21 protein-coding genes and 2 tRNA genes are annotated in these 24,058 nt (G+C 37.6%); 16 read left to right on the plus strand and 7 right to left on the minus strand.

Annotated elements, in window-relative coordinates:
• Positions 1-7: 7 nt before the first annotated feature.
• The 4 genes from ACYU0V_RS06125 (at position 8) to ACYU0V_RS06140 (ending at position 1,652) form a co-directional block, all read left to right on the plus strand.
• Positions 8-92 (plus strand) — tRNA-Leu (locus tag ACYU0V_RS06125).
• 66 nt (positions 93-158) lie between these two features.
• A tRNA-Trp gene (locus tag ACYU0V_RS06130) sits at positions 159-232 on the plus strand.
• 462 nt (positions 233-694) lie between these two features.
• Complete coding sequence (locus tag ACYU0V_RS06135) at positions 695-904, plus strand: cold-shock protein (RefSeq protein WP_002115279.1); 210 nt, start codon at positions 695-697, stop codon at positions 902-904.
• 277 nt (positions 905-1,181) lie between these two features.
• On the plus strand, positions 1,182-1,652 hold the full coding sequence (locus ACYU0V_RS06140; protein ID WP_005073517.1) for an AnBLUF65 family BLUF photoreceptors: 471 nt from the start codon (positions 1,182-1,184) through the stop codon (positions 1,650-1,652).
• Here ACYU0V_RS06140 and ACYU0V_RS06145 read toward each other — a convergent pair whose 3' ends face one another.
• A complete protein-coding gene (locus ACYU0V_RS06145; protein ID WP_005073518.1) occupies positions 1,653-1,976 on the minus strand; it encodes a hypothetical protein in 324 nt (107 codons plus the stop codon). It lies immediately after the preceding gene.
• A gap of 707 nt (positions 1,977-2,683) precedes the next feature.
• Positions 2,684-3,835, minus strand: a complete 1,152-nt coding sequence (locus tag ACYU0V_RS06150; RefSeq protein ID WP_063099205.1) for an alpha/beta fold hydrolase — start codon at positions 3,833-3,835, stop codon at positions 2,684-2,686.
• 433 nt (positions 3,836-4,268) lie between these two features.
• Here ACYU0V_RS06150 and gltS point away from each other — a divergent pair, with 433 nt between their 5' ends.
• Together gltS and ACYU0V_RS06160 are read left to right on the plus strand one after the other, a co-directional pair.
• Positions 4,269-5,504: a sodium/glutamate symporter gene (gltS, locus tag ACYU0V_RS06155; RefSeq protein ID WP_014207191.1), complete on the plus strand. Its 1,236-nt coding sequence runs from the start codon at positions 4,269-4,271 to the stop codon at positions 5,502-5,504.
• A 193-nt stretch (positions 5,505-5,697) separates the two neighbouring features.
• Positions 5,698-7,533: a monovalent cation:proton antiporter-2 (CPA2) family protein gene (locus ACYU0V_RS06160; protein ID WP_461849417.1), complete on the plus strand. Its 1,836-nt coding sequence runs from the start codon at positions 5,698-5,700 to the stop codon at positions 7,531-7,533.
• 148 nt (positions 7,534-7,681) lie between these two features.
• Here ACYU0V_RS06160 and ACYU0V_RS06165 read toward each other — a convergent pair whose 3' ends face one another.
• Positions 7,682-7,915 (minus strand): hypothetical protein, encoded by a 234-nt coding sequence (locus ACYU0V_RS06165; RefSeq protein ID WP_016806139.1) that lies wholly within the window; start codon positions 7,913-7,915, stop codon positions 7,682-7,684.
• 1,201 nt (positions 7,916-9,116) lie between these two features.
• On the opposite strand from ACYU0V_RS06165, the gene ACYU0V_RS06170 reads away from it, so the two are divergent.
• On the plus strand, positions 9,117-9,671 hold the full coding sequence (locus ACYU0V_RS06170) for a TetR/AcrR family transcriptional regulator (RefSeq protein WP_461849418.1): 555 nt from the start codon (positions 9,117-9,119) through the stop codon (positions 9,669-9,671).
• Between the two features lie 90 nt (positions 9,672-9,761).
• Here the strand turns inward: ACYU0V_RS06170 and ACYU0V_RS06175 are convergent, their stop codons facing one another.
• Both ACYU0V_RS06175 and aspT read right to left on the minus strand, forming a co-directional pair.
• Positions 9,762-11,360 (minus strand): bifunctional aspartate transaminase/aspartate 4-decarboxylase, encoded by a 1,599-nt coding sequence (locus ACYU0V_RS06175; RefSeq protein WP_005073522.1) that lies wholly within the window; start codon positions 11,358-11,360, stop codon positions 9,762-9,764.
• A 56-nt stretch (positions 11,361-11,416) separates the two neighbouring features.
• Positions 11,417-13,102 carry an aspartate-alanine antiporter gene (aspT, locus tag ACYU0V_RS06180; protein ID WP_461849419.1) on the minus strand — a complete coding sequence of 562 codons (1,686 nt, stop codon included), beginning with the start codon at positions 13,100-13,102 and terminating at the stop codon, positions 11,417-11,419.
• Positions 13,103-14,109: 1,007 nt separating this feature from the next.
• On the opposite strand from aspT, the gene ACYU0V_RS06185 reads away from it, so the two are divergent.
• The 4 genes from ACYU0V_RS06185 to ACYU0V_RS06200 are packed head-to-tail and all read left to right on the plus strand — an operon-like array spanning position 14,110 to position 17,896.
• Positions 14,110-14,718 carry a paraquat-inducible protein A gene (locus ACYU0V_RS06185; protein WP_032005371.1) on the plus strand — a complete coding sequence of 203 codons (609 nt, stop codon included), beginning with the start codon at positions 14,110-14,112 and terminating at the stop codon, positions 14,716-14,718.
• Positions 14,715-15,524: a paraquat-inducible protein A gene (locus ACYU0V_RS06190; RefSeq protein ID WP_461849421.1), complete on the plus strand. Its 810-nt coding sequence runs from the start codon at positions 14,715-14,717 to the stop codon at positions 15,522-15,524. Before ACYU0V_RS06185 ends, ACYU0V_RS06190 begins: the two co-directional genes overlap by 4 nt.
• Before the next feature lie 7 nt (positions 15,525-15,531).
• The gene (locus tag ACYU0V_RS06195; RefSeq protein ID WP_081309635.1) at positions 15,532-17,199 is read left to right on the plus strand and encodes a PqiB family protein; all 1,668 of its coding nucleotides are present in this window, start codon (positions 15,532-15,534) and stop codon (positions 17,197-17,199) included.
• A complete protein-coding gene (locus ACYU0V_RS06200; RefSeq protein WP_461849422.1) occupies positions 17,189-17,896 on the plus strand; it encodes a PqiC family protein in 708 nt (235 codons plus the stop codon). The genes ACYU0V_RS06195 and ACYU0V_RS06200 overlap by 11 nt, the downstream gene beginning before the upstream one ends.
• Before the next feature lie 60 nt (positions 17,897-17,956).
• Here ACYU0V_RS06200 and uraH read toward each other — a convergent pair whose 3' ends face one another.
• Complete coding sequence (uraH, locus tag ACYU0V_RS06205) at positions 17,957-18,358, minus strand: hydroxyisourate hydrolase (RefSeq protein ID WP_000167347.1); 402 nt, start codon at positions 18,356-18,358, stop codon at positions 17,957-17,959.
• Between the two features lie 10 nt (positions 18,359-18,368).
• Positions 18,369-18,836, minus strand: coding sequence for a GlcG/HbpS family heme-binding protein (locus ACYU0V_RS06210; protein ID WP_080776771.1), 468 nt, complete (start codon positions 18,834-18,836; stop codon positions 18,369-18,371).
• Between the two features lie 125 nt (positions 18,837-18,961).
• On the opposite strand from ACYU0V_RS06210, the gene ACYU0V_RS06215 reads away from it, so the two are divergent.
• The 5 genes from ACYU0V_RS06215 to ACYU0V_RS06235 all read left to right on the plus strand — a co-directional run bounded on the left by ACYU0V_RS06215 (position 18,962) and on the right by ACYU0V_RS06235 (position 24,043).
• A complete protein-coding gene (locus tag ACYU0V_RS06215; protein WP_075383638.1) occupies positions 18,962-19,633 on the plus strand; it encodes a heavy metal response regulator transcription factor in 672 nt (223 codons plus the stop codon).
• Entirely contained in the window at positions 19,630-21,033 is a 1,404-nt protein-coding gene (locus tag ACYU0V_RS06220; RefSeq protein WP_461849425.1) for a heavy metal sensor histidine kinase, read from the plus strand. The genes ACYU0V_RS06215 and ACYU0V_RS06220 overlap by 4 nt, the downstream gene beginning before the upstream one ends.
• A 96-nt stretch (positions 21,034-21,129) precedes the next feature.
• Positions 21,130-21,693: a lipocalin family protein gene (locus ACYU0V_RS06225; protein ID WP_032005388.1), complete on the plus strand. Its 564-nt coding sequence runs from the start codon at positions 21,130-21,132 to the stop codon at positions 21,691-21,693.
• Positions 21,694-21,812: 119 nt separating this feature from the next.
• Positions 21,813-22,784, plus strand: coding sequence for an acyl-CoA desaturase (locus tag ACYU0V_RS06230; RefSeq protein ID WP_461849427.1), 972 nt, complete (start codon positions 21,813-21,815; stop codon positions 22,782-22,784).
• Positions 22,781-24,043, plus strand: coding sequence for an NAD(P)/FAD-dependent oxidoreductase (locus ACYU0V_RS06235; protein ID WP_461849429.1), 1,263 nt, complete (start codon positions 22,781-22,783; stop codon positions 24,041-24,043). Before ACYU0V_RS06230 ends, ACYU0V_RS06235 begins: the two co-directional genes overlap by 4 nt.
• Positions 24,044-24,058 lie beyond the last annotated feature (15 nt).

Raw genomic sequence — 24,058 nt, forward strand, 5'->3', positions numbered from 1 at the left:
CCCAGATGGGGGCGTGGCGAAATTGGTAGACGCACTGGATTTAGGTTCCAGCGCCGCAAGGTGTAAGAGTTCGAGTCTCTTCGCCCCCACCATTAAAAAAGCAAGATTATGATCTTGCTTTTTTTGTGATTAAATCTTGAGTGTTTAATCATGAATATAGAGGATTGGTGTAATGGTAGCATGACGGTCTCCAAAACCGTTCGTCAAGGTTCGAGTCCTTGATCCTCTGCCATCAAATAAAATAAGGCTCCTATTTAGGAGTTTTTTTATTATCTAAAGTTTTTAAATTAAATTATTTCAATTTAAAAATAACTCTTTTTATTTTGAATCAAGCTATTTTCTAAGCAATCTTTTTTTAACTTGTGTTTTCAAGAATATTTACCAAAATAAGTTATTATTTAAGCAGGGAATATATTGAATTTGCTGAGATTTTTACCTAACTTATTGTTTTGTATTTATTTACTATAATTTATTGAAATTATTTATATAAAAGCCTTGAATACAAATTTATTTCCTGTATTATTCAGTTAACTAGAAAAAAGACTTGTTAGTAAATCTTCTTTTAAGTATCGTAGTTTTAGTCATAATCCTTCGTTTTTTAAGATATTAAGCTCAATTTGTTATTCTTTTTTCAAAGTTATGATAGGGTCATTATTTAATGATTCTAAAATATTAGAAATCAGTAGGATATATCATGTCTAATACAGTAAGTGGTACAGTAAAGTGGTTTAACGAAACTAAAGGTTTTGGTTTCATTCAACAAGACAACGGTCCAGATGTGTTCGCTCACTTCAAAGAAATCGCAGGTTCTGGTTTCAAAACTTTGCATGAAGGTCAACGCGTAACATTTACCGTTACTCAAGGGCAAAAAGGCCCAAATGCTGTAAATATTATTCCACAATAATATACAGCAAACAAAAAAAAGCACTTTTTAGTGCTTTTTTTGTTTTAGCTTTTAAAAAAATTCATTGTTCTTTTAGAGCATTAAAAGCCCTCAATAGAAGGGCTTTTTATTTTCTTGTGAATATAAATCATTAGTTATTAAGCTCTTATAGTTAATAATCAAACATATTTTTAATATAAACTTTAGAATATGTGTGAAATATAAATTATTAGTAATAGAGATATGGTAGATTAAAAAATCTTTAAATAAAGAAATTTTATATTTCACGGAATTGCTAATGAACGTTCGCCTGTGTTATGCCAGTCAACGGAACGAAAAAAATGAAGACTTGTTGCAAGATTTACGTGATATTTTGACAGAAGCACGAGATTTCAATGATTTGAATCAGATCTGTGGGGTGCTCTATTATGCCGATAATGCTTTCTTTCAATGCTTGGAAGGTGAGCGAGAGGTGGTTGAACGATTATTTGAAAAAATTACAAATGATGAAAGACACCACAATGTTAAATGGTTGTGTACATATTCCATTGAACAAAACTCGTTTCAACGATGGTCAATGAAATATGTACAACGTAATACAAATATCGAATCTTTCTTTCTAAAAATGGGAGAAAGTACTTTTAATCCTATTCGTCTTGATGAGCAAAACTTAAAAGCTTTCATCAATGAATTAGTCATTGCCGAACAAACTAAAATTAACACAGTTAAGAAAGTGGGTATGGTGAATCGTGGGGTGAAACCGTTTTAGCTATTTGGCTATCACGCCAATATGGATGGTCTTGAGTTTAGGTAATATTTTAGTCATGACTAAATATACAATAACTGAACTTGCGAGCATCCATATCACTTCTAAACTTTGACTAATGACAAACATAGCCCAATAAAAAAAGCTAAATAGGGCGAGACAGAGTCCACTACCTTTAAAATACCAAGTAATAAATATTCCAAACAGTGCAGAAGAGAGAAGAAGATTAATCGTCTCGTTCATTCCTATGTAATTAAAGAAAATAATCAGTAAGCATAAAGCTAACATTGATAGTAAATATACAAATATATTTTTTGCAATAAACATTTTCTATACCCTATCTGATGATTAAAAAAGTATCTTTCCTCTGTTTCCAGAGGAAAGATAGTACATATTAATTTTTGAGATTCTTTTTCTATTATTAAGAGTTTTTATATTAATAAAGATGACTTTATCATTTTCTCCAGATCTCTTTATTAATATTCAGCTTTCTATTTAATAGTAAAGAGTGCTTATATGTACTGAAATTAATTATAAGAAAAACAATCATTTGAGTTGTAAGCTTTGGCTTACATAATTGTGAGAGATTGCCTACATTTGTATAAATAATGATCGAATTTTACAAAATTAAATTTATAAAAAAATTTGTTTAACAATAACTTAAGTAAGTATATTGTTTAGATGAGCTTTACATAAATAACAAAAAGTAACATCAACTTTAAGAGGTACTTTTCTTAAAATTTATAAATATTAATAAGAGAAAATTAATTTATTTAAAAAATTTTAACATTTGATAAAATATTGTTTTATTAAATTATATTTCTAATAAATAAAATTTATGTGTTGAAGGGTTTTTAATGTGATTAATAGTGAGGAAATTATATTTATATTTTTGTGTCATCTAGTAATGAGCTGCTTTTGAATTAAGAGAAAAAACTACTGCAATATAAATGAAACTAGAATATCAGATTTATAAAATTTGAATTATGGCCAGCATAGAACTGACTACACTGGCTTTACTGATTTTGAATTAATTATTCTGAACGAGTAGCTAACCAAGTACTTACTTCTGGCCAGACCGTAGTGGGTGCTTGACTACCAGAAACTACGCCCATATGACCACCTGGTACCACCTTAAATGTTTTGTCTTGGCTACTAATTAAATCCATGAGTGGTTTAACAGCATCAGCTGTGACAATGATATCTGTGTTACCACCGACAGCTAACACAGAGCATTTAATGTCTTTTAGATAGGCGGTAAGTTCACCAAATTTAACTACACCTTTAGACAGTTCATTATCAATCCAGAAACGGAGAATAATATCGCGCATGACACCGCCCGGATAGGCCAACATATTATCGATAAATGAGCTTGAGGTTGCATGGTCGACAATAAACTCTCGGTTATCTAGATTCTTAAAAAGTTCCCAATATGTTTTCAGATTTCCAATCGGATCCGTTAATTTAAAACCAAGGGTATTTTGCCAACCATGAATATGAAATGCTTCACTTGGTACATGATGACGAATACGAAATGGCGTATGTTTGCGAACCCATTCGGCAGGTTTGGTAAGACTACCGTATAGTTTCCCCATATAACCCGCTTTATGTGTGTCGATAGGGGAGGCGAGAATAATCAGGTTTTTAATATCTTTATCTTTAAACAATGCGGTATAGCAGAGTGAAAGTGCACCACCTAAACTCCAACCATGTAAAGAAAGCTGTTGTTGACCACTGTAGGCGCGAACTTGCTTTAACATCTCTGGCATGAAAACTTTAATATAAGTACCGAAGTTGTATTTTGCTTGGTGCCGAGTTGGGATGCCCCAGTCAATTAAGTAAACATCAAACCCTTGGGCTAAAAAGAAACGTACAAAACTACGAGTAGGGAACAAATCGTAAATGAGCATGTTCACTGCTAGTGGTGGAACAATAACTAAAGGTACGCGGTGTTTAGGGGTAGAGGTATCAGTCTCATTTTTATAATGGCGTAAGGTAATGATTTCATGCTTATGAATCACATCAAAAGGTGTTTTTCCTGACAAAGCTATTTGAGGGCCTCTGAAAAAGAGATCTGATGCATTGATCAGCATGTGAGGTATTTTTTGACCAGCACGTGTCTGAAGAGATTTTTTAATAGATTGTAGCTGTGGAACGTTCTGACGAACTTTAAGCAATAAACTCATTGAATATAAAACCTATAAAGATGTTGCCCAGAACAGTAAAGAGCTGGTCTTTGAAGGATATTAAAGTGAATGATGGAGAAGTTCAGTGACCCAAAAGACAGGATTTTTCTTTAAATGTATCAAGTAGAGCTTAGCTTAGCCCAACATACTCTTACTTAAAAAATCGGTAATAAGATTGAGGCAACCAGATGTCTTGATTTCATCGCTTGAGCATTTAAATGTTTAAAAAATTAATTATCAAAGCAATATAGAAATTTAAGAGAGGATACATTGTGATTTTTTTACTAAATACTCAAAATAACAAATTGATTTATATGATTATTATTAAATAAAGATGGTTTTTGTAAAGTTTGTTTGTGTTTTTTTTAAATAATAAAAAATAAAATATAATTATTTTACAATCCATTAGGAATGTAATCAGAAAGTAGTATATATGGAATTTGTTTTTAATGGTTTTTATACACTAATTTCGGCGGTTATCGTCTTATTGTTGGGCCGCTTTCTTGTTAATCGTATTGATTTTTTAAAACGTTATAATATCCCTGAACCTGTAGCTGGTGGTTTGGTTGCTGCTGTAGTTTCTTTACTTGTCCACACATTGTGGGGATACAGCATTGTTTTTAGTAGCGAATTACAAACCAGCTTTATGCTCGTGTTCTTTGCTTCAATTGGTTTAAGTGCCAATTTTATGAAGCTTAAAGAAGGTGGTACTGCTTTAATCATCTTCTTAATTTGTGTAGCCTCATTTATTGTTGTGCAAAATGCTGTTGGTATGAGTCTTGCGACACTATTAGGTCTTGACCCACTTATTGGTTTGATTGCTGGTTCAATTACCTTAACAGGTGGTCATGGTACAGCTGGCGCATGGGGTGAAATTTTAGAAAGTCAGCATGGTATTCAGGGTGCTTTAGCATTAGGTATGGCGAGTGCTACTTTTGGTTTGATTATTGGTGGTGTGATTGGCGGGCCGTTAGCGAAACTACTTATTAATCGTTACAGTCTTGCTCAACCAAAAACCAATGCTGAAATCCAAAATCGCGACACTCATCTTGAACAAAATTCAGATGACCTTGCTCCGTTTGAAAACCCGCATCAAGTTCGTTTAATTACTGCCGACAATGCAATTACTACACTGGGTATGTTTGCAGCATGTTTAGCGTTTGCTGAATTTATGACTGGTTTTAGTAAGGGAACTTGGTTCGAGTTACCAACTTTCGTTTGGGCACTTGGTGGTGGCGTAATTTTAAGAAACATTTTAGAAAGCGTGTTGAAAATTGATATTTTTGACCGTGCGATTGATGTATTTGGTAATGCGTCTTTGTCACTTTATTTAGCCATGGCATTGCTTTCGTTAAAACTTTGGCAACTTGCCGACCTAGCTGGCCCGTTAGTTGTAATTTTAGGTGCGCAAACCATTACGATGGCTTTATATGCAGCATTCGTGACGTTCCGCGTTATGGGCAAAAACTATGATGCAGCAGTGTTAGCAGCAGGCCATTGTGGTTTCGGTATGGGCGCAACTCCAACCGCCGTTGCAAATATGCAGGCGATTACCAATATGTATGGTCCATCACATAAGGCTTTCTTAATCGTTCCACTTTGTGGTGCATTCTTTGTCGACTTAATTAATGCAACGGTTATTCAGCTCATGTTGAAATTTATTGCTTAATTAAAAAAAGCCCGTAAGGGCTTTTTTTATGGGTGTTTATCCATGAGTATTTGATTCCTATTTATAGGCTCAATTTTTATTTTCGTATGACTCAAGCCATTTTATTTTTAGGATGCTTTTTCTCAAAACTAATAATCGCCCTTAAACCTCGTTTCACATAGAATAAATTGCAGATAAATAAAATGAGAAATGTATGAGCTCAGAAGCACATTCAATTAGCTTGGTTGCCCCTGTAGTTTTATTGGCGGCTGCTGTCATTGCAGTTCCTATTTTTAAACGTATTGGTTTAGGTTCAGTACTTGGTTATTTAATTGCGGGTCTAATTATTGGCCCATTCGGTTTTGCTTTTTTTCAAGATTCTGCCGCAATTTTGCATATTGCCGAGTTAGGAATTGTGATGTACCTCTTTGTGATTGGTTTGGAAATGCAACCCTCACATTTGTGGAGTCTTAGACGCGAAATTTTTGGCCTTGGTACGCTACAGATTATTATTTGCGCGCTGGCTTTGACTGGCGTTGGGCTGTTATTTGGCTTTACATGGCAAGTTGCTTTTATTGGTGCCGCAGGGTTTGTATTAACCTCGACTGCAATTGTGATGCAGCTATTGGGTGATCGGGGTGATTTGACTCAGCCCCGTGGGCAAAAGATTGTAGCCATCTTACTATTTGAAGATTTACTCATTGTGCCATTGCTGGCTATTGTTGCTTTTATGGCACCGAATCATGTGGTCGAAAGCACGTCGGTACGATTAGAAAATATAGGAATTGGTTTAATCGCAATTGCAGGGCTTATTGCGGCAGGGTATTGGTTACTTAATCCATTATTTAGACTGTTGGCCGCTGCTAAAGCCCGAGAAGTCATGACTGCGGCGGCATTGTTGGTTGTGTTGGGTGCGGCGTTACTCATGCAAGTCAGTGGTTTGACTATGGCGATGGGGGCTTTCTTAGCGGGTGTACTTTTATCTGAATCAACCTTTAGACATCAAATTGAAGCGGATATTGAACCGTTCCGTGGAATCTTGCTGGGCCTCTTTTTCCTTGGGGTCGGCATGTCATTGGACTTATCGGTAGTTGCTCAGAACTGGCAGCTCATTATAAGTGGCGTAATTGCCCTGATGTTTGTCAAAGCGCTGATGATTTATATAGTCGCCCGAGTAACGAAAAGCCCTCATACAGAAGCGTTGGATCGCGCTTTACTTATGGCTCAAGGTGGAGAGTTTGCTTTTGTACTATTCTCGGCTGCGCTAAGTGCACAAGTTATTGATAGCACCGTTAAATCTAACTTAACCGCTATTGTTGTGCTTTCAATGGTGTTGACCCCAATTGTCGGTATTATTTTCAAACGTTTTACTCAAACAAAAACGAAGGTTTCATTAGAAAACATCGACATTGCTGACGGGCTAAGCGGTAGTGTTTTAATGATCGGTTTTGGGCGCTTTGGACAGGTCACCAGTCAATTATTATTAGCAAGAGGTGTCGATGTCACCATTATTGATAATAATACCGACATGATTCGAAACGCCGAAAAATTTGGTTTTAAAATTTATTATGGCGATGGTTGCCGTTTAGATATTCTGCATGCGTCTGGTGCTGCAACAGCACAAGCGATTGTGGTGTGTGTAGATAGTAAGGAAACGACCAATCGAATTGTAGAACTTGTCACCCATGAATTTCCTTTAGCAAAACTATTAGTCCGTTCATATGACCGTGAGCATTCACTGCATTTAGTTAAACAAAAAGTGGACTTTATGATTCGTGAAACGTTTGAATCTGCCATTAAGTTTGGCGGCGTGATTTTGCAAGAGCTTGGTGTGGATGAAGATGAGGTAGAAAGAATTACCGAGGAAATTCGTGATTTGGATAATGAGCGTTTTGAAACTGAAATCGCGGCAGATGACGTCAATGCGGGAGTAGGTATGCAATATACACATACTCATCACCCAAGACCAACTGCGCCATTGATTCGACCAAAACAAGAAGGGCGGATTTTAAATAAGGAAGATACCTCAGAGAATGAAAGCCTCAATTAGTATAAAAATATCTGTAAAAGCTTTGTTTAGCAGAGCTTTTACGGAATGACTATAAATGCTCTAAGGCTGTGCCTTTAACTGGGGAGTTATATAAATAAAATCGCAAATAGGAGAGTTGAAGAACTTTTTATTTTGAACTCTTAAAAATTTACTCAAGTTCCAACTGATTATCATCTTTGGTAATTTTAATTTTTAACTTTTTATATTTTCGCTTATTTGGATCTAGGGCTGAGTTCATCACTTCATCCGCGAAAGGCGGACACTGCATCAATTTTGCATAAGCCCTATAGCCGATGCGTATTCGAGTAGGCGGGCAATCGGTTCTTTTTGAGTAGTATTCAATGAGTGAGTTCAGTTCTTGTAATAAAGTTTGCTGTTCCATCATACATACTTAACAATTAGATGACTTAAGCATAATAGACTTAGTCGTTTAGCGGAATATGCCTTTAAAATGTACAGCTATATAAATTGTGATGTAGTTCTCCAAAACACATATTTTATGTATGAAGTTTGTTTAGGAGAGATTTTGGATGATTTTTTAATCGGATTGTCACAAAGAAAGGTTAATTTAAAGTCATAACAAAAAATGATGAAGATTGTTGCGAACAATAAAATCAAAAGCAATTTTCACAGACGTGGTCGTGAGGTAATTAGGGCTAATTCGAAAGAGTTGGCTTTTTTGTTTTAATCAATTTTTTGTTTGCAAATATGGTTTTGGTTTAAATGTTTAGCTTCTTTAAAGCAGAACTTCGCTATTATTAAGCTTTAGTATCTAATTGAATTTTAATAATAATGAAAGAGATATTTTATGTTCGGAACCAAATTGACGGTCTAAAAATTAAAGATTATCCTTCTTTTTTATGGCAAAACGGAAGTAGGACACTTTAGGGTGTGCTAGGGTCTAACTAGTCTGTCAACCTTCTTTCGTCTTGCCACCATTCGTTAGCAGTATTTGTATATCTTTAAATTTAAGTTGAATTAGAATTTAGCTTAACTATCTAATTGAATGAAAAACAATAATTATTTAACTATTTTCTATTCAACCTTACATTGACACTCTAAACCTTGCCGATTATCCTTTGCCTGCTGGCCTACATTGCCAGTCGGTTTTAGCAGACCGTCTACAAAAGGCGCACAACAATGCTGTTTTGGTTTTTGTGCGTTCTCTTAAGTCACGCCTTTATGGTGAGGCTAGGAGGGACACCTTCGGGTGTGCTGGTTTCCTTTTGTACCAGTCTGCTAACCCTTCTAGTCTTGCCACCATTATTTAGCAGTAATTGGTAAGACTCTTCTAAATCAAAAGGAGTCCGCCGTTATGCGTACTATTTCTTCTCTCTCGTTGGCAACCTTTGCCAAATTCTCTCTACCCATACCGCTTAAACAGTCTTTAAAACGATGTAATCGACTTTAGGTTTCTACACCTTAAGAATCGTTACGACTAAAACATAGCAACAATAAACCAGAGATAGGTGAGCACACCATTATTGTGCGGTTTTTGCATGCCTGTATTTAGCACTCATTTTAAGAGTGACGGCATTTCTATCTCTTCTATTTACAACAAAAAATTATTTTAAGCGGTATACATGAAAAATTTAGAAGTTTCATTTAGAGCAACGCGAGCGCTTTATACAGCAGCAGATTTATTTAAACAACACGGCTTTAACAAGGTCGGGGTGGACCGAATTGTTAGTGAGACTAAAATTTCTAAAGCCACTTTTTACAACTACTTTCACTCCAAAGAAAGATTAATTGAAATGTGTCTACTAGTTCAAAAAGAGCACTTAAAAGAAAGAGTGAGGGCACTGAGCGAATCTCGTCAATATCCAGATTTGGCGCTTAAGCTTAGACAAATTTACCTTTTACATGCGGACTTAAAAGGGGCGTATTACCTGTTGTTTAAAGCGATTTTTGAAATTAAACAGCTTTATCCAAACGCTTATCAAACCGCAATTCGCTATAGGCGATGGCTTAAAAATGAAATTTTCTGGGTTCTGCGAGAATCTAAAAAAAGAGCCACATATGAAGAGTCAGATATTTTTGTATTTATGATTGATGGGGCGATTTTTGGGCTTTTAGGTTCAAGCCAAAATGAAGAACCTGATCAGTTGCTAGATTACTTTTTAAAGGTAAATGCTTAAATTAAAACATTAAATTGAAAAACTGAAATAGCAAATTAAAGAACAGAAAGAAAAAAGTGAGGCTGCTAGAGCCTCACTGTATATAGGTGCTTATTTGCCTTTTTTAGTTTTTAAATACTCTGCATAAGCTTCATCCGCAAAGCGTCGTAAAGAATCACCAATTGCAGCATATTGATATTCATTCAGGTTAGCCAAAGATGCACGAGCAGAAGGGTGCTGTACACCGAAGCCAGAACCGGGTAATAAAACCACTCCTGTTTCATCTGCTACTCTAAATAATAGCTCGGTCGGATTTTTATTTTTCATGACCCAATCGGCAAACTCATCTCCATAGAGAGTACGTGATGTATTTTCAAGGTTGACTAGGGTGTAGTAGTCCACAGCATTTGGATCTGTTGGAACCTCGACACCAAGCTGTCTATAAAGTGCTGCGTCGCGTTCACGAACAACAGATTTAACTGCTTTTTTATAGCTCTGGCGTGAGTCCATCATATTAAATAAGGCAAATAAAACCATTTGAACTTGCTGCGGGGTAGACAGACCAGCGGTATGGTTCAAAGCAACATTTCGGCTGTCTGCAACTAAGCGGTCAATAAATTTAATGCTTGCTGGGTCGGTAGTTAAAGATGAATAGCGCTCTTCAAGCTCTTTCTTCTCTTTTTTCGATAAGTTCGCAATTTGTTTATCAAGCACATTGTTATTTGAAAGTGCAATGACACCAAGTCGCCAGCCTGTCGCACCAAAGTATTTAGAGAACGAATAAACCAAAATTGTATTGTCAGGACAAATCGCAAATAGTGATTTGAAGTTATCGGCAAATGTACCGTAAACGTCATCTGTCAAAATGATCAGATCAGGGCGTTTTTTGACGATATCGGCCAAAATCGCAAGACCTTCATCGCTCATTTTTACTGATGGCGGGTTACTTGGGTTGACTAAAAAGAAAGCTTTAATAGACGGATCTTCTAACTTTCTAAGCTCCGACTCTGGATATTGCCAGTCGAGTTTAGGGTCTGCCGCAATTAATACTTCTTCAAGTTGGTAGTCATTGAGTTTTGGAATCTCAAGATATGGCGTAAAAATAGGGCTACCAATGGCAATGCGGTCACCATTTTTTATAATTTTATTTTCTTTTAATGAGTTAAAAATATAGGCCATTGCGGCTGTTCCGCCTTCGACCGCAAACAAATCTAAGTCTCTTTTTTGCATGCCTTGTACGCCCATTTCTCGTAAGACGTACTCTTTAATAATTGTTTCACTCACTCGAAGCATTCGGTCTGGTACTGGATAGTTACAGCCTAAAATCCCTTCAACCATTTCAAGTAAAAAAAGATCTGGGTCTAAGCCTAACTGGTCGCGCACATAAGACACGGCTTTACCTAAAAAGACCACACCGGGTTTGTCACGGTTTTCCAAAATGAAGTTATCAAACCGTGACTGGAGTCCAACGGGGCGAGGGAAGCCACCTAGACCTTCCGGCATATAGGAAAATGAAAATTCGGATTCGGTCGCAGAAAACAAACCCAGTTGAAAGAATGCTCGACGTGGAATAGTCGCAAGAAAGTTCGGATTACCACGCCCAGCATTTAACATCATTCGGTCAGTTCTGCTTTGAGCTAATTCTATTAAATTATCTTTAAGTTCAAATGGGCTGAGTTTTGCGTATTTAGAATAATCGACTTTCCCCATGGGACGTCTCCTTAATTATAGTGAGATGAATAAAATTTCTAATTCAATGTATAAAATCAGGCCAAGCCTACAATCAGTGGTCCGAGCAAGGTTAAGAACACATTTGCCAAGGCATAGGTAATTGCAAATGGAACGGTCGGAATCGAGTTTCCAGCTTTGTCTAAAATTGCCCCAAATGCAGGGTTTGCACTGCGTGAACCGGATAGTGCACCTGCCATCACTGCAACGTTGTCATAACGCAGAACATAACGAGCAAAGAGCATGGAAAGTAGGAGAGGAACGAGTGTGACCACAACTCCAATCATAAAGAGTGAAAGACCACTTTCTTTAATGGTTTGAATAGCTTGTAAACCTGATTGTAAGCCGACGGCAGCAACGAAGCCTGCAAGACCCAAATCTTTAAGAAGCTGTGAAGCCGCTAAAGGCATATTGCCATGCACTTGATTTCGACTTCGAATCCAACCAAACAGAAGACCTGATAGTAAAGCACCGCCACCAGCACCAAGAGTTAATGGCACATCACCCAAACGAATCACAAAAAGACCAATCACTAAGCCAACCACAAGGCCTGCACCATGGAAAATCCAGTCCGTTTTTAAACTTTCAGGTAGGGCTTTACCTGCTTCTTTCACCAAGCGGTCGAGGTCGCTTTTTGTTCCGTATACGGTGACCACATCGCCTTGTCGTAGAACAGTATCGTCACTTAAAGGTTGTGGCTCATCCTTACGCTTAATCGCAAGTACATAAATACCGTGCTTTAAATACGCAGGCGTATTGGCCTTAATGTCTCCTAAGGTGCGGTTGAGATATTTGGAATTTCTTAGGATGACATCACTGGTATCCATAATCATTTCCATACCTTGCGATGACTGTAATTCGCTACCGATTTGTTCGGCAACTGAAACCACACTGGCACGGCGACCAACCAGTAAAATGACATCGTCTGTTTGTAAAGTTAGCTCGGGAGCGACATCAATAAACTGATCTTTACGTTTTAACCGTTCAATCGTAATACTCGGCTCTTTTGCTTCAATTTCAGCAATAGTTTGGCCATTGGCTTGTTTAACTTTATAAATACGACCAACAATTTCCGGCATTGCCAGTTCTTGGCCTGGTGCGAGTTCAAAAGCACCTTTGAGCCGCTCACTCTGAGCTTTTAAAGCATCGTCGTGAATTTCTTTACCCATAAATTTAGGCAAGATATTCACACAGACAATAATTGCTCCCAATGAACCAAAAATGTAAGTGACCGCATAGCCAATCGCGACATTTGCCTGAAGTCTTTGAATTTCTGCGAGTGGGAGATCGAGTCTAGAAATTGCATCTCCCGCAGTCCCAATAATGGCTGATTGAGTCATGCCGCCCGCAGCGAGACCCGCAGCCAAGCCTTTATCGAGATGAAAAATTTTAGCCATTACTAAAACAGTGGCTAAACCACACACTGCCATGAATACTGCTAATAAAATTTCTTTTATGGACTGTGGACCCAGTGATTTAAAAAACTGTGGACCACTTTCAAAGCCGACTGCGTAAATGAAGAGAGCAAATAAAATTGCTTTAACGCCGTTATCGACAGGTACGCCAATAAGACTTAAAACAACTGCGACGAGTAAGGAGCCTGCGACTCCGCCAAACTGAAACTTTCCAAACTGGAATTGTCCAATCCAGAAGCCTATTGCGAGTGATAAGAACAATAATATTTCGGGGCTGTGCTTTAAAACACCTTGTAACCATTCAATCATTTTGATCTCACTTTTATTATTAGATCTATCTTTAATATATAAATTTATTTATTTTTCATTTTTAAAATACAATATGAAAATTACTTAAGCAAACCTTTAAGTTTGGTGGTTTTCTTAAGTTTAATTATAAGAATTAATGAGTTTAAAATGCTTGTGATCCAAGGGGTGGTGGTAATTCTGAGTGTTTAAATCAACTATTAATTTTTTAATCATAGATAAAATTTATTTACAATAATATAAAGAATATTTTATGAAATTAAAGCGTCTTGCTTATATCTAATCTTGAAAACAAGTTTTTATTTTATTGATATTTAAGTGATTAATTTTTAATTGTTAGGCTGGTCCTAATTTTTATATAAATTAAAAGACAATCTACTTAAAATTAATTTTTTGATAATTATGTCGCATAAATTAATTTTTAATATATTTAAATTAATCTTTATAATGACATTTATTTTTAAAGAAAAATATAAGATTTGAAATTGCTGTTCTTAAATGGAATGTATATTTGAATATAGAAGTGATTAATATTTTTGTTTTATATCTTAATTAAAATTATCATATTAAAAAGAGAGGGTTATAGGTATTAAAAAACTTTAGAAATACTCTATGACTGCTCATATTTTTAAGTAAATCTCTGTCCGCGTGTATAACCAATACGCTATTCTTTCGTACTGGTTTCCCAATGACTCACATGCCGTACTGTTCAGAAATGCTAAATTTTTGATGGTTTCGTGCTGTCACATGCCGATCTAAGATATGTTGGTCATAAAACTGGGTTATCTCAGCTTAAGCCTTTGACTTTTAGGTTCTATTTTAATTTGACCACAGAATTTGTACAGATTATTCAGCAGTTTCAATAATATATTGAAGAGTACATGATAATTTTCATCTCAAAATTTATGATGACTTGGGTAGTTTTTCGATTGATTTATATTTTAATTTACCTTAGTAATAAAAAGAGTTTTGTGTGACACAGTTAAAACTATAAATCTCAGAGTATAACTATGAAGCTTAAAGAATTAGCAGGTTGTGAGGAATGCGATACTGTCTATCGTAGAACACCGCTTGCTTATGGAAAAAGAGCTTATTGCTTATGCTGCGGTGCTGAACTCTATCGGCACACCAAACCTTTTTCGACACTGTTGGCTTTAATCTTAACGGCGTTGATCGTATTTATTATTGCTAATAGCTTTCCTATCGTAAAAATTGAATTGCAGGGCAACATCTCTGAAACCACTTTACTGGGTGCGGTCTGGGTAATGTTTCATTATGATCGGGCTTTTGTTGGCATTCTTATTTTAATCACCACTTTTATTGTGCCACTTTCCTATCTTTTATTACTCTCCTATGTGTTGGGCACAGTAAGCGTATTGAAGAAAAGACCCACATTTTTAGTATTTGCCTTACGTACACTTTATTTTATGAGAGTGTGGGGAATGGTTGAGGTGTTCTTAATTGGAATCTTGGTCACGCTTGTGAAGTTAATGGGAATGGTGTTGGTGATTCCCGAGATTGCGTTATGGGCATTTGCGATTTTAAGTGTATTGTTGGTCTATATTACTTCCATAAAGGTGAGTGATATATGGAACGAAATTGATAGGTCACTGCCATGAAAACGATAAAAAATGTGACCCAAACACAAAGCTCGCAGCAAGGGTCAATGCTTAAGCAATACCCAAGAGCCAAAGATCTCTCATTAATTGTGTGTCATTGCTGTGGCGTCGTAAATTCTGCTCAAAATGGAAAAAAACGACGAGATAAAAGCCATCAAGTTTTACGTTGTATTCGTTGTAATAGCGTGCTGCATTCACGTAAGCCAGCGAGTTTAAATCGAACTTTTGCTTTAGTGGTGGCTGCGACCATTCTCTATATTCCCGCCAATGTACTTCCAATGACGGTGACTGACTCACTGTTGGGTAGTCAGCAAGATACCATCATGAGTGGGGTCATTTACTTTTGGCAAAGTGGAGACTATCTGGTTTCAGCGGTCATTTTCATGGCCAGTATTTTTATTCCCATGCTAAAGCTACTGATTTTGTATTTTTTATTGGTGGCGGTATATCTTCAACAATCTTCAGCATGGAAGTTTTTACCTGAACAATGCGTTAAATTATATCGAGTTGTCGAGTTTATCGGCCGTTGGTCAATGATTGACGTATTTGTGGTGGCACTCTTAACAGCGCTCATTCAGATCCAATCGCTTGCTACCATTTTAGCAGGGCCGGGTTCGATCGCTTTTGGTGCGGTTGTGGTGTTAACCATGTTTGCATCGTTAAGTTTTGATCCACGACTTATTTGGGATAACTTCTACGCATCTCAAAATACAAATAAACCTTCTACTTTTGCCTCAAACAAAACCAAGATTATTCAGGCTGAACACCCGCCGTTGAATAATGATTCCATTAATCCCAGTCAATAAAAGAACAATGAGTATGTCTGAAAATGAAATAACCCCTGGTAACTCAGATCGTCGTGATCCAGATGTTGAACTGGATAGCATGAATGATTTGCCAGAACCCCAAGAAAAGAAAAGTCGGTGGAAGCCTCTTTTAATTTGGCTCATTCCATTGATTGCTCTTTTAATCGCGCTTTCATTAGCGATAAAAGCTCTCTTGTCTCACGGCCCGACCATTGACGTATCTTTTAGAACGGCTGAGGGATTGGTGGCAGGTAAAACAACGGTCCGTTATAAACAGGTGGATATTGGCGTAGTACGCCAGATTGATCTTTCAGAAGACCGTTCACACGTGATTGCCAGAATTGATTTGCGTAAAGATGCGAGTAACTTTGCCGCAAAAGATTCACGGTTTTGGGTTGTGCGACCACGTATTGGGACGAGTGGGGTTTCAGGAATAGACACATTATTGTCAGGTTCATATATTGAAGTGGATGGTGGCAAGTCGGAAGAGAAAAAGCTTGAATTTACTGGCTTAGAAATACCGCCAGTGATTACTTCCGATGTGCCGGGCAAAGAATTTTTCTTAAATGCAGATGACTTGGGATCTTTAGATGTCGGTTCTCCAATTTATTATCGTCGAATTAATGTGGGGCAAATTACAGCCTATAAATTGTCTAACGATGGTAAAACTGTAGAGCTACAAACTTTTATCCGTGCACCGTATGATAAGTTTGTCACCACCGATGCACGTTTTTGGCAGGCGAGTGGCATCGATGTAAGCCTGAATGCTTCAGGATTTAGTTTAGATACTCAATCTCTGGCAAGTATTGTCGCGGGCGGTATTGCTTTTGGAATCCCTGAAAGCTCGCGTGCTACTACAGCGGCAAATCATAGTCGCTTTAATCTTTGGGACTCGAAATCTGAGGCATTAAAAGAACCTGACGGGCAACCTCGTGGTGTGATTATGTACTTTGATCATTCATTACGTGGACTGTCTGTTGGCGCGCCAATTGATTTCATGGGCATTGAAATTGGTAATGTTAAATCGATTAATGCTGAGTTTTACAACAACTATAAGCAGATTCGTATGCGTGTTGAGGCTGTTATTTATCCGTCACGCGTGGAGAATGGACAGGCACTCAATCCAAACAGCAATATTTTCAAAGATTTTGTTGAACATGGATGGCGTGCTCAAATGAGAACAGGCAACCTTCTCACGGGCCAAAACTATATTGCCCTAGATAAGTTCCCTAAAGCTAAGCCAGCCACATTACAAATTTTGAGTGATGACCGTGTGGTGATTCCAACTACACCAACTGAATTGAGTGGCTTACAAGCACAAGTTTCTCAGATTGCTGACAAGTTAACTAAATTCCCGTTAGTTGAGATTGGGCAAGATGTACGTAAAACGCTCAACAATATGAACACAGCCATTGAGTCTACCGACAAACTGGTTAAACAGTTAGATGGAAAAGTTGCACCTGGTTTACAAGCAACCTTAGACGATGTTCGTAAAACTGTAAGATCGTCAGAGTCTATTTTGTCGAGCGATGCGCCGTTACAACAAGACGTACGTAAAGCATTGCAGCAAATGACACGTGCAGCTGCTTCATTACAGTTAATGGCAGACTATATTGAGCAACATCCTGAATCAATTATTCGTGGTAAGACACCAGAGACCGATGATGAAAAATAAAAACACTCTATCTTTTCAACATCCTAAAGCAGCCAACTGGCTGCTTGGGAGCGGCCTGTTTTTAACGGCAGTTGCCATGACGGCATGTTCGAGTTCGCCAACACCAAATTATTATACGATGTCCCCTAAAATTACTGCGGCTACAAAATCAACAGTGCAGGTGATTGAGGTTTTACCCGTCGGGCTTCCAGACCGATTGGACCGTGCGCCTTTGGTACTCCAAGACAGTAGTGGTAAGTCTACGGTGTTAAACAATGAACGCTGGACATCGACCATGGGTACGCAATTACGCGATACCTTGTCGGCGGGTTTGCAGCAAAAATTAGGGGCAATTGACAGTTATAGCAGTGGGCTAGCTGGAAACAACCAACCTTTATATCGAGTTTCTACAGACTTTTCTCATTTTGATATTGTAGATAAAAGCTATATTAATATTGCGGTGTCTTGGGTAGTGAAGCGTCAAATACCGCCCACTCAATTAGAGTCAAATAATGCAAAAGTCATCACGAATGCAGGATCTCAGCTCAATTGTCGAATTGCTTTTAAGCAGCCGATTGATCAGAAAGCTAAAAAGATGGATGCGATTGTGAATGCCTCAAGTGAAGCAATGACTCAAATTATTAATACGGTTTCTTCTTCAATTGTTGCATTAGATTCAAACAAGAAATCGGTTATTAGCAATGGTGTTTGTTCATAAAACCAAGCGCTTTTAACCAACCCCTTTATTTGTGCACAACAGATAAAGGGGTTTTTTATTTTAATTGCCTCGATAGGTTGAGTAACCGTAAGGGCTAAGTAATAAAGGAATGTGATAGTGATTTACGCTTCCATCAACTTTAAAAATTACAGGTACTTCGGCAAAAAAAGTTTGTTGTTTGTTCTTTTTAAACCAGTCTTCAGTTTTAAAAGTAACTTTATAAACACCTTGCTCTAGTTTTTTATTTTCTGGATAGAGTGCAGTAATACGACCATTTGAGTCGGTCACTTGCTGATTGAGTTTAACCCACTGGTTGTTGGTGTTTTTTTCTAAAACCACTTCAACCTGAGAAGAGGGCAAACCCGTCTCTAGATTTAACACATGCACACTTAGCGGATTAGTTTGTGCAAATGTAGCCGAAGCAATAAATAACGAAGATAAAGCAATAAATGATTTAGTCATGGTGAAGTCCTTATGAATGAAAAACGGTTTCAATGGCTTTGTTTGCGCATTGATTGTCATTTTGTGCGCCGCCAGCACCCGCAACGCCAATCGCGCCGATCACTTGGTTCTCAAAACGAACAGGTACGCCGCCGCCTAACAAAAGTAAATTTGCTACAGTGGTTAAATTTTTTGCATCGGGGTTTTGGTTACTGTTTTGGCTTAAAACCAAGGTCGATGTTTTGGTAGATAACGCGGTATAGGCTTTTTTCTCTGCAGCCATTAAATTATGCGGGCCAACCAACTCATGCCGTTCGGCAGTTAATGGATTACCGCCGCGATCTACAACAACAACCGCAATATTTTGATTTAATTTTTTACATGCCTCTTTCGCACTGTCGGCTAACAGATGGGCAGTTTTTAGATCTAACGAATAAACTTGATTCAAAGCAGGGGGCTGTGCAAAAGTACTATTACCAAATAGCACGGCTGCTAACATCAGCCAGTTCAATTTTTTCATAATGATTGCCTCTATGTCGCTTTGAAAATCTTAAACAAATTGCTTAATTTCAAGCATGACAATCACATTACAAAGTTGTCATCTTTCAAATGAGTCTCTACAAAATGCGTATCCTTATTATTGAAGACGAGATCAAGATCGCCACTTATTTGGTCAAAGGATTAAAAGAGTCTGGATATCAAGCGGAGTGTGTTTACTTAGGGCTGCAAGGTTTGGAAATGCTAAAGAGAGATCAATATGACTTGCTTATTCTTGATGTCATGCTGCCAGACATAGACGGCTGGAGCATATTACAAGTCCTACGCCAGTTTTCAAAAATTCCGGTGATTTTCTTAACGGCGAAAGATCAGGTGATGGATAGAGTGAAAGGGTTAGAGTTGGGTGCAGATGATTACTTGGCTAAGCCTTTTTCCTATATTGAACTATTGGCACGCATTAAAAGCCTGTTAAGAAGACAGCAATATCTGCAAGAAAACGAGTTGTCTATTAGCGATTTAAAAATGGATTTGGTTGCTCATAAAGTATGGCGTAACGGAAACTTAATTGAGCTGAGCAAAACCGAATTTAATTTGTTGCGTTACCTTTTGCTCAACAAAGAACAAATCGTGACACGCAGACAAATTGGTTCCGACGTTTGGAATATTAATTTTGACACTGATACTAACTTTATTGACGTTGCGGTACGCCGTTTACGAAGCAAAATTGATGAGGGATATGAGTTAAAACTCATTCATACCATACGTGGCTTGGGCTATAAAATTTCGGTTAGCTTATGAACTTTAAATTTCTACGTTCTCTTGAAGTCCGTATTACATTACTGGTCACGCTCTGTTCTGCCTTAATTTTATGTTCAGTCGGCTTTATGACCTATTTGGGTATTAACCAGATTTTATTAAAGCAACAAGATAAAGCTTTAGCAGACAGAATTAACCGTTTGGAAGTTTTGCTGCAAGATAGCGAAAATGTAGAGCAAATTATTGCGCGGCCTAAGCTGTATCAAAACATGCTTGGCAATCAAGACAACTTATTTCTGCTTATTCATAAAGACAAAACTTTAATTAATATCAATCCGCTTCACATTCAACTACCTGAACTTGCACAGCGCGATAGTCTTCAATTTCAAGATTTAGTGAACAACCCCTATCCAACGCGCATTGCTTGGAAATCCATAAAAATTAATAACGAACCTTATCTGCTCATTGCAGGTAAACAATGGTCGGAACGCATTAATATTCTTTTACCTTTTCAAGAAAGTCTCTTGATGTATGTGGTCGGGGGCGTGTTTGCGATCTTTGTGCTTTGCATTTTAGTGTGTCATTTAGGTTTAAAGTCGCTACAACAGCTTCGCAAGCAAACTCATTCTATTAACGTAAATCAGCTACAGAAACGGTTAAACCTCCCAAATTCACCTTTAGAAGTTGATCTGCTTTCAAAAGATATAAACTACATGCTTGAGCGTATTGAAAAGGGCTATACGCAGCTCAACCGTTTTTCTGAAGATATCGCACATGAGTTCCGCACACCTTTAAATAATCTGATTGGGCAAACCGAGATTGCTTTAACTGGCGAACGTTCGGTTGAGCAATATGAAGATTTGCTGGTGTCTCATTTAGACGATTACCACAGATTAAAACGCATGATTGATAGCATGCTTTTCTTGGCAAGAGCCGATCAGAAAATGGTGCTTGTAAATAAACAAGAAATAAATATCCAAGATGTTATTGATAGGTTATGCCAGATTTTTGAATATCAGGCCGAGGAACAAGACTGTCATTTTAGTTTTAACTTAGAAGCTCAAACATTATTTGCAGATCCTGAGCTTTTTCAAAGAGCCGTTTATAACCTGATTTTAAATGCGTTGGTTCACGGTGGTGACAAGCGAACTATTTATATCGCAACAAAACATAAGATGATTGAGCATAAGCAATGGTTCAGCCTGACAGTGGTAACGGGTGGTATTTCAATTGCTGAACATCAACTTGAGCATCTTTTTGAAAGATTTTACCAATGCCATTCAAGTCGAAGTGATGAGAACCAAACAGGTGGATTAGGTTTGTCGATTGTTGCTTCAATTATGGATCTACATCATGGCCGCTATCGAGTTTATAACACGGTTGAGGGTGTGTGCTTTGAGCTTGATTTTCCAGTTGCAGATGCACTAAAGAAATACAATTAAATCCTTATTAATGTTGCTTAATTTTTAAAATTCACACTTTGTTCACAGCCCTCTGACGTATGTTTAAACGTATGAAATAAACAGAAGAGGGCAATCATGAAATTATTATTTAAATCACTTGTCATCAGCAGTAGCCTTGCAGCGGTCAGCTTAATGCTTCCTTTGAGCACCTTTGCCGACACCAATACTAAACCTGTCGCTGTTGATTCTATTGATATTAATAAATACGCAGGTAAGTGGTATGAAATTGCGCATTTACCGATGTTTTTTCAGCGTAATTGTGTAGCCAATACAACTGCAAACTATTCTATTAACGCGGACAAAACCGTTGGTGTTTTAAATAGTTGTACGACTAAAAAAGGTGAAATGATCTCATCTGAAGGTGTGGCCTATCCGCAAAATGAAGGCAACAGTAAATTGAAGGTGAGCTTTTTACCTTCTGGCCTTAGATGGATTCCTTTTACAAAAGGCGATTACTGGGTTTTAAGAGTTGACCCAAATTATCAGGTTGCTTTAGTCGGTGGTCCAAGCCATAAATATTTATGGATTCTTTCTCGTAGCCCTCAACTTGATGAGGCGACATATCAGTCTTATCTGCAAACCGCAAAAAGCTATGGCTACGACGTTTCTAAACTCATTAAGACAACACAGTCTAAATAGTGAAATGCTGGTTGCGTAGATGCTTATATTTATCTCGTAACCGAGTGAACTTCACATAAAATTCATTGCGCATTTTCTAAATTAGAACCAAAAGAAATGCTTTAGATCAGGAAGAATCAATGTCTAAATTTTTTCTGCGCTGGATCGATAGCTGGTCAGATTCAGAAAATGCGCAAGTGGGTGCTTCTAGCGAATATGTCATTGAAAAGAAAATTCAATGGTTAAGAATTATTCCTTTTATTTTATTACATATCGCTTGTTTAGCAGCGTTTTGGGTGGGCGTATCTTGGTTCGCTGTGTTCTTCATGCTGGGGTTTTATTTTCTTCGCATGTTTGCAATTACTGCTTTTTTCCACCGCTATCTTTCGCATAAAACTTTTCAGACATCACGTATTGTTCAATTCATTTTTGTACTGATCGGAACCATGAGTGCGCAGCGCGGGCCGTTATGGTGGGCAGCACATCACCGTTATCACCATCACTTTACCGACACCGATCAGGACCCGCATTCAGCGAAAGCAGGCTTTTGGTATTCGCATGTAGGCTGGTTTTTAAATGAGCAAAATTTTGCCACTCGAAAAAAAGTCATTAAAGACTGGTTGAAATATCCAGAGCTAATTTGGCTAGACCGATTTAGTTTGCCTATTGTGATTTTGACGGCCTTAGCAATTTATGGTTTAGGTTCGTGGCTTGCACAACATTTCCCTGAGTTGGGCACCAATGGCTTACAACTTTTAGTGTGGGGATTTGTGATTTCCACTGTTCTATTAACACATGCAACCTTGTGTATTAATTCACTCGCTCATCGTTATGGTTCACGTGATTTTAATACCCCAGATGATAGCCGTAATAACTTCCTACTTTCTTTAATTACCTTGGGTGAAGGATGGCACAACAACCATCATTTTTACGCGGGTAGTGTGCGACAAGGCTTTTATTGGTGGCAGATAGATATCACTTTTTATGTGCTCAAACTGATGTCTTTATTTGGTTTGGTGTGGGGGCTAAAGCCAGTACCAGGCAAGGTTTATCAATACAAAAAGATTAAAAATTTATCGATAGAAAAAATTGAAAACGGTGAAGTGTTATGAAAATTGCCATTATTGGTTCGGGTATATCTGGACTTTACGCAGCTTGGAGATTGTCAGAACAACATCAAGTCACTGTGTATGAAAAAAATAATTATTTTGGCGGTCATACTGACACTCACGAGCTAGAGATAGAAGGCACTAAAGTCGAGGTAGATAGTGGTTTTATTGTGTTTAATGACTATAACTATCCGTTATTTACCGACATGATTAAAACATTAGGCGTAGAAACTCAAAGCAGCGATATGAGTTTTTCTGTGAATAATCTGGTCAGTGGACTTCAATATAATCCTTCAAAAAAATGGTCGCTGTTTGCCCGTCCGCAGAATTTTTTAAACCGAAAATTTCTGCAAATGCTCTCAGATTTGCTGCGTTTTTATGATGACAATAAAGATATAGATGTGGCGGATATTGATCCTAATTTATCGATTGAAGAGTATTTGGACCTTCACAAATATAGTCATGAGTTCCGTTATGAGCATCTTTATCCGATGTGTGGTGCCTTATGGTCGGCACCTGTTGAGCAAGTAGGACAAATTCCATATCGATTTGTCGTGAGCTTTTTTCAACATCACCGCATGTTGCAGTTAAAAGACCGCCCACAATGGCAAACAGTTAAACATGGTTCGGCAAGCTATATTCGTGCTATTCAGAAGAAATGCCGATCCATTAAGTGGAAATTTGCAGAAGTAAAAGCTGTGAGTCGTTCACCAGAAACTGTGTTGATCGAAACCGTTGAAGGGCAAGCCCAATATGACTGGGTGATTTTTGCAAGCCACGCTGACGATAGCCTAAATGTAATTAAAGATGCGTCAGAGCTTGAACAAGAAATATTAAACCAATTTGGTTATCAAGATAATCGAATGGTCGTCCATCGTGATCTTTCAATTATGCCTAAAAGCCGTTTGCAGTGGGCAAGCTGGCATGTACATGTAACACCAACTTCTCAAGTTCAAAACGATGAGTCCGACATACATTATGGTTTTACCTACTGGATGAACAATTTGCAGAATTTACCTTGCGCTACTCAGGTTTTTTGCACTTTAAATCCGAATATGAAAATCAAAGCCGAAGACATTTTGGTTGAGCGGCAATACCGACATCCCGTATTTGATGCAAAAGCGATTCAAGCTCAATCTCGTTGGCACGAAATTAATGGGCAAAATCGTACTTCATTTTGTGGAGCATATTGGGGCTGGGGCTTTCATGAAGATGGTGCCCGTAGTGCAGCACGTGTTGTTGAGCAACTCTTAGTGTTATAAGAATAAATAAGGAGC

The organism is Acinetobacter sp. X9 (assembly GCF_054889255.1).